Origin of the sequence: Butyrivibrio sp. LC3010 (assembly GCF_000424385.1) — a bacterium.
GTDB lineage: Bacteria > Bacillota > Clostridia > Lachnospirales > Lachnospiraceae > Butyrivibrio.
Window position 1 is genome coordinate 1 of record NZ_AUJU01000056.1, and the last position, 8,791, is coordinate 8,791.

Below are 8,791 nucleotides of genomic sequence, written 5' to 3' on the forward strand. Positions count from 1 at the left end.
CCATTGGATTTATAGCATTGTTCGTAGGAGTACATTTTTCCATGGTTTTCATCTAAATCAAGGATGATCTGGCATCTTGTCCTAAGTGTCTTACTTGTGCCTTTCTTACGAATGATAGACTTGATACTTTTGAATTCTTCATCAGTGAGATTTATGTGATATTTTTTGGGTCTGCCTGTCATTGTTATGCCTCCGAGCTTTTTCTTTTATTTTATCAAGAAATGGATCGGATTAATAGAGATAATTTGATTAAATATCAACATGTCAGCACACTAGATACTGTCAGGGAGCAGATAGGACTTGTATATAATGAATTAGAATGATTCACATATATACAATAAAATTCACATATATACAATAAATCAGAGTCACATAATTCTATAATTATCCCAGATAAACAGGGATAATTCAGGATTATGTGATTTTTTTGTTTAAAGCAAAATCAAGATAAACGGAGGTAGGAAAATGTTTGAAAAGCTTTTTACACCAATCAGGATCAAAGGCATGGAACTGAATAATTGTCAGATTAACCTAAAACAGTAAAATATACATATACGAGAAAGCTCACAACCATGGGCTTTCTTTTTTTTCACATTTTACATTACTCCCCATTTAGGTTAAATTTTTAAAGCTAAAAATCGTAAAAAGCCGTACCATTTAAGTTATTTTTGTAAAAAGCCGTAATTTTAAAGATAAAAGTGTAAAAAGCCGAATATGAGTGCCAAGGATATAATTATGCCGATAATATTATCGTTATATAAACTTAATTTTATCGATAGGAGGTGCACTAAAAATGTATCGATACGAGGAACCTATTTTCAGGCTGAGAAGTTCAAGCTATGGCAGTAACTATTGGGTATTTCACAGCAGAAAACTTCGGAGAAGAGTAGCAGTATTTTCTAACCTTGAATATGAGAATATTCTTACTCTTTAGATGAATCCTGATGTGGAGTGGTACTGTGAATATCCTTTGGAAACTACTGTCTATATAGGAGGGAAGGAGTCAAAGGTTCTGTTCAATGCATGGGTAAAATATAAAGACGGAACAGAAGAATATCAAGGTGTTGCATATCTTTGCAGTTCTGATGATAGTAAAGATCATGTGAAGGTTGCCTGCCAGTCGGCGTGGTGCTTACAGAATGATGTCAATTTTGTATTCCGAAACGAAAAGAATATTGAAATAGGACCTTTCTATATCCGAAATATATCGCTTCTTGCAGCCAGGGCCAGAAGATTCACAGCTTGTGGATTAAATGCAGACAGGATCTTCCTAAGTTTTATCCAGGCCAAAAGGCATATATGTATCGGTGAACTTGAAAAGATGGGGCGCATAGAAAAGTACAGAGCGCTGGATTATATTTCAGATCTGTACTATAGAGGATTGGTCACACTGAGCAATATGAATACAGACTGCATCTCTGCAGATACGGAGGTGATCTCCATTGGCTAATAAAAAATATAATATCGAAGAACTCCGCCAGGCAAGGAGCATGTGGACTGAACCGCTTATCAGTACTGTCCCTGAATCTAAAAGAAGTAGGTATATGCTAAATAAGCAGGCTGTAGATATGTACATAGATGGCGAATCTGTAAAAAAGATTACTGAAATGACAGGTATCCCCGGTTCGAGGATGGTATCGCTGATAGAAAGATGTCTTTCTTCAAATGATGCAGGGAATATTCTTGGATATCACGGTCTTTTAACAGGAGGTAAACCCTTTAGAGAAACGAGATCAGGACATGGCAGAGAGTTTGATCAGCTTCTGGAGAAGTATCCTCAATTGAAAGAGTTCATAATAGGGTGTTATTTTGGTGACAGGAAATATACGCTTGTCAGGAACATGAACATAACATCACTTCACAGGTTATTTCTTAAAGAATGCCGCAATCTTGGCATTACAGAGTGGCAGTACCCATTTACTACAGAAAACCGTGGATATGTCAGCATGTGTGCCTACGTCCATAAACTTGAAGCTGATAACATTTCTTTAAATGCCAGAAGATTTGATAAAAATACTGCCCAGAAGCTTGCGTCTACAGGGATTGGGCACAGACTTACAGTCAATCCGGTGGCTCCTTTTGCTACAGTACAGATTGACGGCCACATCATAGATATCGAATATGTAATTGATGTACCCAATACAGACGGCACTGTTAGCAAGGTTGTTGCTACAAGGGCGTGGTTAATAGCCGTGATAGATATAGCAACAAGATGTATCCTTGGATATTCCCTTTCTCAGGAATTTAATTACGACCAGTATGATGTCATGGATGCTATTAAAAATGCCATCATACCGAAAACTCTGCTGGATCTGACCATCGAAGGACTTCAGTATCCATCTAATGGCGGTTTCTATTCAACCGCGTTTTCTGATTTCAAATATGCAGTCTTTGATTCAATAATGCTGGATAATGCAAAATCGCATCTGTCAGCATACACGGTAGGAAAACTTGTAGATGAGCTTGGCTGCTGCGTTAACTATGGATCTGTTGCAACTCCCGAAACAAGAGGAATTGTTGAAAGATTTTTCGGAACGCTAGAGTCCAGAGGATTCCATATGCTGCCATCAACAACCGGGTCAGATACCAAAGATCCTGTCAGAAAAAACCCTGAAAAAAATGCAATAAAATATGATGTCACATATGAACAGATGACTGAACTGATAGATGTTCTCATAGCTGAGTATAATAACACACCCCATAAAGGGGTAGATGGACTTTCACCCTTAGAGTGCATGAGCTGCAAATTGTTTCAAGCAGGGCTTTACCCATATGTGGCTGACGAAGATATGATCATATCAGTCATAGAACGTCTGAACATGAGGATGGACAAACGCACTGTCAGAGGTAGGGCAGCACATGGCAAACACGCATATATTCAGTTTATGGGTACTGAGTATCGTAGCAAGATACTCTCTGCCACTGAACTCTACCTTGGACAGTCACTGACCATCCTTTATGACCCCAGGGATATTTCCAGTATTGAGGCATATGATCAGGATGGCAGATATATAGACACGCTTAAGGCAAGTGGGGAATTCGGTACAAAATCACATTCCGTCAGGACGAGAAAGAATGCCCTGAAGCTTGCCAGAGAGCGTGGGAGATCAAAACTAATATTTGATACACCGATAGATGCATATATATCAAGCCTTGATGTCAAGGGAAAGAAAAGCCGGAGAAACGCTACCAGGGCAGATATAGTCAGACGTGAGATTAGCAAGGGCATAGCAGCAGAACAGCAAAGTGATAATACATTTAACCTGGAGACTGTACGTAAAAAACAGGAAACTGGGGCTGTACTAAGATATGAAGATATTAAAGGTCTTTCACCGGAAGACCTTTATACGTTGATGTTCCAAAACAGAAAGGAGGGTTAATGCGTGTATTCTGCAAAAGAAGCTGTATCAGCTAATAATATATCAGAACAGTTCATATCACAGATGACTATCCGCTATCTTACTTCCCGTAAGCTTGTATTTCCGACTAAGAGCATCCTTGATGAAGAACGGAGAATCAATTCATGGCTCGGCATAGGAGCTTGTGGGAGTATTACTTATGGAAGAGCCAGGATAGGCAAGACGGTGTGCATGAACTATGTAGCTGAATCCATAAGAAATCAATATGGGAGCCGTGAAATGGTCATTATATGGAATGTGACTGATCACCCCGAAACTGAGAGAAACTTCTATGCCTCGATACTTATGGCTATGGGCTATGAATGTCCCAGATACAGTACCGCACTAATACTAAAAGAACGAGTTCTTAATGAGCTTATATTACGTGCTCACGAGACCCCCTTTAAGAAAGCAGTCATGTTCATTGATGAAGCCTGGAAACTAAGGGAAAAGGATTTTTACTGGCTTATGGATTTATATAACAATCTTAGCGGAAAAGATATCCAGTTATCTGTGTTCATGTACGGGACAAGGGAACTTAAGGATCTTAAGCATTCCTTTAAACTTCAGGGCAAAGATCAGATAGTTGGACGTTTCATGATCAATGAAAGCCAGTTCTTTGGTATACAGGATCCCAAAGAGCTCCAGTTCTGCATGGCTTCGGTAGATAAACTTCATGTTTGCATTACAGACTATGAAATATTATCGGATGGACTTGTGGATTTTTATTTTCCTTACGCAGATGGTAAGACCTTTTTTGATATCAGCAATGACTTCTGGGAAGCATTTCAGAGTGTAAGGATCCAAAAGAGGATTGCGGCAGAAGATATTCCCATGAAATATTTCATAGATTCACTGGTGATCTGCCTCAATAAGCATGGAAAACTGGGAAGCAGTCCAATTGCATTCCCTACGAGAAAGGAACTTGAAAGTTGTGTAGCGCTTTCGGGCTATGGTGAATCAGATGATGAATACACTAAATAAAGAGGATTTACTTTTTTCCAGAAAATACAGATGGGATAAAAAATGGGTGAGACCTTATGAATCCATATTCAGCATTCTTGCAAACTTTTGCAGGGTCAACATATGTTCAAGTAAACATGCGCTCAAAATGCTTGGAGCTGAAGCGACCAACGAGAAGAAATATATAGAAGGATTTCAGATGGATGGACATTGCAGAAACAGTTTAGAAACAATCGAGTGCCTTAATAAAATTTTGCCCCAGTGGTATATAGACAAAATGGAAATCTTTGCGCATATGGATTATAACACTGCAAGATCTTATTTTGGTACATATCATATGCGAATATGCCCCAAATGCCTGAAAGATGGATATCATAGCATAATCCATCAGTTCCATTATGTAAAGACCTGCCCTTTCCACCCGGGAACAGGGACGGATGGGAGATTTGTTTTTGAACATAATTTTTATCACGCTGAAGGAATCAGATGCAGTCCGTATGAGAAAGGGACAGGATTTAATGCTTATTTATTACCCCTTCCTTGTTGCAGGACTAATCCAAATGACTTTTATGATACAGATGTGATCAATAGATCTTTTGAAAAATATGGGAAAGTGTACACTTCAAATATAAGTTATCTTTATTCACCTATTCTTTCTAAAGAAGCAGATAAAACGCCTATAATATCGAAAATGTATGTTGATCGACGCCCGGAAACATATAATTGTTTTCAAGCGGGTTTCTTCACGTGGTTTAATCAGCAGAATGTAGTATATAACCCATTTGAGCGCATAAAGAAGTTCTTCCGTATTATGCCTGCAGAGTATGACTCTTATGATATGGTTGACTGCTTTTTATTCGCAAAATATATGTCTATCATAGGCAAGGGCATTTTCTCACTGTCAGAAAACGATGTTAACACCTTACATTACGTGGACAGTATCCGTGATTCGGATATGACACTGCTCGCAATATGCTTCACATGAATAATGCAGGGCTTCGAAGAGCCCAGTGATGCTATCAGCGCAGCCTGCCTTGGACACAACATCCGGCCTGTAATGCAAAGAAATTTACGGTCATATACTCTGGAAGATGTTACTTGTGTAGGTGGGATGCGTTTTTACGAAATTGGCGAATCTGAAGCAGATAAAGTTTATCTTAAACTTTTCATCATGTCAGATATGATAGATGACCTATGGATCCAGTTCAAGAAATCAGCAACGTCTACAGGCGGAGTATATATATCTGATCCATGGAACACACTAATAATACCGACATATCAGGTATTGTATCTGAAACATGAAGATATGTATGAAATAAGGAAATGCTAGCTGTTACTCTGTTGGAATTGACGAGGTAGGGCTAAAGTGTTATATTGTAACTAGAAAATAGTTGCAAGAGGAATTACTGTGCCAAAGAAATCAAAATTACTAGAAAAATTACTGTCAAAACCCGCACCTACAAGTTTTACAATAAGAGAACTGGACGCACTTATGAAGCAATGTGGCTGCGAAAAGTTCGAGGGCGGAAGAGGATCAGGAATAGGCTATTATCATGTTGAAACAAAGCGCATCCTTCAATTTGACGGTCCACACCCAGGCAATGAGCTGTACAGGTATCACGTAAAGATGGTCATAGCATTTCTTAAGGAAGTAGGTGAGATAGAATGATAAGTTCACTGATGGAATACAATGGATATCATGCAAAAGTAGAATTTGACCAGGAAGATCAGATATTCATAGGTCACGTTCTTGGCATCAATGACTCTCTGAGTTTTCATGGAGAATCAGTAAAAGAGCTTACACAGTCCCTGCATGATTGTATAGATAATTACCTTGATTACTGCCAGAAGATAGGAAAAGATCCTGAACGAGAATTTAAAGGCTCATTCAATGTTCGCATTAAGCCTGAGCAGCATAAGAAAATTGCATTATATGCTGCCAATGAAGGAATCACAATAAACCAGTTTGTATCCAGAGCTATTGATGATGAACTGGACATCCTAGAAGGTTAGCCCAAAGACGCAATATTTTTGTTAATTCGCCGATTCGAGAACTGATAACTAAAGATGGATTTTATAATGGAAAGGCCTTGATGACAAGGCTTTTCTTTATTTGTTTCAACTATTAAAAAATAAGGGTATGAAACCTTTTCTGAGCAAATTAGATATGATGAGTTTAAAAAAGTTGTGGAGAAAATTAGGACATTATAATCTGTAGAAGTGATTCATTTCGCTGATTAGATTTCAGTTAAAACTGACTAAGACAAACTAAAGATTTAGGGGCTGAACTAAGTGATAACTATTAAAGAATCAACATATGATGATATCAAGAATATACAAAACCTGTGGGCAGATGAAGACGTCATGCAGTATATCTGGCCAGGAGGATTGCATGAGACAGGGGAAGCAGTACGAGAATGGTTAGATAGATTCATATCTGCAAGACCAAAGCAAAATCATTATTCAATTTTTGAAGATGGCAAATACTGCGGTGAGACTCAATATCGTATTGATTCGGAAACTAAAAATGCTTCTTTGGATATTAAGTTATTTGAATTTGCCAGGGGCCGAGGGATTGCAACGCAGGCGCTACTATACTCTATTCAAGAAGCTTTTAAACAAGGAGCTGAAAATCTGTGGGTTGATCCCCATCCAGCTAATGCCAAGGCAATAAATTTGTACCGTAAGTTGGGATTTATTCAGAAAGAAATGCCTGAGTATGTTATTGCTTTAGGAGAAGATCCTTCTCTTTATATTTACATGGAACTGGGTAAAAAAGAATTCAATGATAAGTTTGAAAAATCTTGCGGGGCAATAGTATACACTATAGACGGTGGAGTAATAAAATATCTTTTAGTTGAGGAGATGAGCGGATCTCACAGCTTTCCAAAAGGACATATGGAAGAAGGCGAGACTGAAATAGAAACTGCGCTTCGTGAAATAAAGGAAGAAACAAATCTGAAAGTCGAGTTAGACACTGAATTTAGAGCAAGCGAACAGTATACGCTTTCAGAAAAACCTGGAGTGACAAAGCAGGTAGTTTATTTCCTTGCTAAGTATAAAGACTCATCTCCGAGCATAACAAGACCAGACGAGGTCAAAGCTCTGAAGATTCTTAAACTTGAAGATGCTATCAATACCATAGAGTATGATAACAAAAAAGAGATGCTTAAAAAGGCTGATAGCTATCTTAAGAGTAAGGCAGAGAATACTTTTTAAATTTCAGTATATATGACAATAGAGAGGTTGATATGAATTTTCTATTTGTAGCACTTGGTGGTGCCTTGGGTGCAGTAGCGCGATATGCAATAAGTCTGATTCCTGTTAAGACTTATTTTCCGATATTAACTCTGATTACAAATATCCTCGGTGCCATACTAATTGGATTCATTGTTGGAATTACCAGTAACCGAGAAAGTGTATCTGATAATACCATTCTTTTCTGGAAGACAGGGGTGTGTGGAGGTTTTACCACATTCTCTACATTTTCCCTTGAAGCTTTTAATTTGTTTGAGAAGAAACAATATATGAATGGCGGATTATATGTGGTACTGAGTTGTTGTTGCTGCATATTTGGAATTCTATGCGGAAAGAAACTTGCGACGATAATAAAACTTTGAATTTCAGGATAATGAAATAAGCAAATCGGGATTAGTGGAGTAGAACATGGATAAAAAAAGGGCTTTGTCTGGCGCCATAATATTTATAACCCTGATGGGAATCGTAAGTCTGTTTTCGGACATGACTCATGAAGGCGCCAGAAGCATATTGGGCGAATATCTGAACCTCGCAGGGGCATCCGCTGCAACCATCGGATTTGTGTCCGGTATAGGAGAATTGTGCGGGTATTCACTAAGGCTCATATCCGGATTTATAGCAGATAAAACGAAGAAATACTGGACATTTGTTATCACAGGCTATGTAATACAGGCTCTGGCGATTCCTGCACTGGCACTCGTACCTGAACATGGCTGGATTTGGGCCTGCAGTCTTGTAATCCTAGAGCGTATCGGAAAAGCGATAAAAAAGCCTGCCAAAAACACATTGGTAAGCTTTGCGGCAAGCGAGATCGGAACCGGAAAAGGTTTTGCCTATCAGGAGTTTCTGGATCAGCTTGGCGCGTTTCTCGGACCGGTACTGCTTTTTGTAACAGCTCTTGTAAAAGGTACAGACGACCTTTTTACAACATATAGAATCTCTTTTGCGATACTGCTTGTTCCTGCAATGATCACCATAGCTCTTGTTTTGACAGCAAAGATAAGATACCCTGATCCGGAGATCTTTGAAAAGCAGGAAGATAAACCGGCAAGCTTTGAATTCAGGAAGTCATTTGTTCTGTTCATGGCGGCCATCTGCTTTTTTGCTTTTGGCTTTGCAGACTTCACCCTGATCACACTTCATTCGGCTAATACCGGAGCATTTAATGAATC

At 38.7% G+C, this 8,791-nt stretch carries 11 protein-coding genes and 1 pseudogene; 11 read left to right on the top strand and 1 reads right to left on the bottom strand.

What is annotated here, in order from left to right; translation table 11 throughout:
- Nucleotides 1-182, bottom strand: a pseudogene (locus tag G622_RS0119475) (helix-turn-helix domain-containing protein); the annotation flags it as partial.
- Nucleotides 183-793: 611 nt separating this feature from the next.
- On the opposite strand from G622_RS0119475, the gene G622_RS26025 reads away from it, so the two are divergent.
- The 11 genes from G622_RS26025 to G622_RS0119530 form a co-directional block, all read left to right on the top strand.
- Nucleotides 794-934, top strand: a complete 141-nt coding sequence (locus tag G622_RS26025; RefSeq protein WP_155831561.1) for a hypothetical protein — start codon at nucleotides 794-796, stop codon at nucleotides 932-934.
- Nucleotides 935-1,450, top strand: a complete 516-nt coding sequence (locus G622_RS24960; RefSeq protein ID WP_049945975.1) for a hypothetical protein — start codon at nucleotides 935-937, stop codon at nucleotides 1,448-1,450. It abuts the gene before it with no gap.
- Entirely contained in the window at nucleotides 1,443-3,380 is a 1,938-nt protein-coding gene (locus G622_RS0119485) for a Mu transposase C-terminal domain-containing protein (RefSeq protein ID WP_026512046.1), read from the top strand. Before G622_RS24960 ends, G622_RS0119485 begins: the two co-directional genes overlap by 8 nt.
- 3 nt (nucleotides 3,381-3,383) lie before the next feature.
- The gene (locus G622_RS0119490) at nucleotides 3,384-4,382 is read left to right on the top strand and encodes an ATP-binding protein (RefSeq protein ID WP_022766335.1); all 999 of its coding nucleotides are present in this window, start codon (nucleotides 3,384-3,386) and stop codon (nucleotides 4,380-4,382) included.
- Nucleotides 4,363-5,346: a hypothetical protein gene (locus G622_RS0119495; protein WP_155831562.1), complete on the top strand. Its 984-nt coding sequence runs from the start codon at nucleotides 4,363-4,365 to the stop codon at nucleotides 5,344-5,346. The genes G622_RS0119490 and G622_RS0119495 overlap by 20 nt, the downstream gene beginning before the upstream one ends.
- Before the next feature lie 126 nt (nucleotides 5,347-5,472).
- Complete coding sequence (locus G622_RS26030) at nucleotides 5,473-5,691, top strand: hypothetical protein (protein WP_155831563.1); 219 nt, start codon at nucleotides 5,473-5,475, stop codon at nucleotides 5,689-5,691.
- Nucleotides 5,692-5,769: 78 nt separating this feature from the next.
- Nucleotides 5,770-6,030 (top strand): type II toxin-antitoxin system HicA family toxin, encoded by a 261-nt coding sequence (locus G622_RS0119505; protein WP_022762335.1) that lies wholly within the window; start codon nucleotides 5,770-5,772, stop codon nucleotides 6,028-6,030.
- Nucleotides 6,027-6,374, top strand: a complete 348-nt coding sequence (locus G622_RS0119510) for a type II toxin-antitoxin system HicB family antitoxin (protein ID WP_026512049.1) — start codon at nucleotides 6,027-6,029, stop codon at nucleotides 6,372-6,374. Before G622_RS0119505 ends, G622_RS0119510 begins: the two co-directional genes overlap by 4 nt.
- Nucleotides 6,375-6,653: 279 nt before the next feature.
- Nucleotides 6,654-7,580, top strand: a complete 927-nt coding sequence (locus G622_RS24965) for a GNAT family N-acetyltransferase (RefSeq protein ID WP_013282472.1) — start codon at nucleotides 6,654-6,656, stop codon at nucleotides 7,578-7,580.
- A gap of 32 nt (nucleotides 7,581-7,612) precedes the next feature.
- Nucleotides 7,613-7,981, top strand: a complete 369-nt coding sequence (gene crcB / locus G622_RS0119525; protein ID WP_026512050.1) for a fluoride efflux transporter CrcB — start codon at nucleotides 7,613-7,615, stop codon at nucleotides 7,979-7,981.
- A gap of 46 nt (nucleotides 7,982-8,027) precedes the next feature.
- Nucleotides 8,028-8,791 (top strand): MFS transporter (locus G622_RS0119530; RefSeq protein ID WP_026512051.1); only part of this gene is annotated, 764 nt, incomplete at its 3' end.

Excerpts from the sequence above, each read along its gene's own strand:
- G622_RS26025 (WP_155831561.1), top strand. The coding sequence starts at position 794 with ATGTATCGATACGAGGAACCTATTTTCAGGCTGAGAAGTTCAAGCTAT.
- G622_RS26030 (WP_155831563.1), top strand. The coding sequence starts at position 5,473 with ATGCGTTTTTACGAAATTGGCGAATCTGAAGCAGATAAAGTTTATCTT.
- G622_RS0119510 (WP_026512049.1), top strand. The coding sequence starts at position 6,027 with ATGATAAGTTCACTGATGGAATACAATGGATATCATGCAAAAGTAGAA.
- G622_RS0119495 (WP_155831562.1), top strand. The coding sequence starts at position 4,363 with ATGATGAATACACTAAATAAAGAGGATTTACTTTTTTCCAGAAAATAC.
- crcB (WP_026512050.1), top strand. The coding sequence starts at position 7,613 with ATGAATTTTCTATTTGTAGCACTTGGTGGTGCCTTGGGTGCAGTAGCG.
- G622_RS24960 (WP_049945975.1), top strand. The coding sequence starts at position 935 with ATGAATCCTGATGTGGAGTGGTACTGTGAATATCCTTTGGAAACTACT.